Source organism: Sphingomonas endophytica, from assembly GCF_001476895.1.
GTDB lineage: Bacteria > Pseudomonadota > Alphaproteobacteria > Sphingomonadales > Sphingomonadaceae > Sphingomonas > Sphingomonas endophytica_A.
Window position 1 is genome coordinate 1 of the sequence record NZ_LDTB01000120.1, and the last position, 536, is coordinate 536.

The 536-nt window shown below is 69.8% G+C and carries 1 protein-coding gene; it reads left to right on the plus strand.

Annotated elements, in window-relative coordinates; translation table 11 throughout:
- Positions 1-536: autotransporter domain-containing protein (locus NS334_RS16260; protein WP_153002787.1), on the plus strand; the 536-nt coding region annotated here is incomplete at both ends.

Genomic DNA, 536 nt, shown 5'->3' on the forward strand with positions numbered 1-536 from the left:
GCCAGCGTCGGCGCGGCGGTGGACGGCTTCCGCGGTGCGGCGGGCGTTCGCGACACCAGCGGCAAGGGCACGTTCACGGCCGGCCTGATGGCGCTGTCGACCGCGCAGCTGGGGCGGACGCTCAGCCAGAGCTCCGGCGAGATCTACGCCGATGCGATGGACACCGTGGTGCAGGGCAGCCGGCAGACGCGCACCAGCGTGTCGGATCATCTGCTCAATGCCGCAATCAGCGGGACGGCCGGTACGGATGCACCGGTCAGCCAGCGCTTGTGGGGCACGATCGCCGGCGCGTCGCAGCAGATCGATGGCGACGGCTTCGGCCAGGGCTATCGCAGCACCGGCACCACGATGACGATCGGCATCGACACGCCGGTGTCGGATCATGCGACGATCGGCGGCGGCGTCTCCTACACCCGCTCCAACGCCTCGGCGAGCGGGCTGGGTCAGGGACGGATGAACAGCTACCAGCTGCTCGCTTATGCGCAGTGGCAGGGCAGCGGCATCTACGCCAACGGCATCCTGTCCAGCGGCGTCGA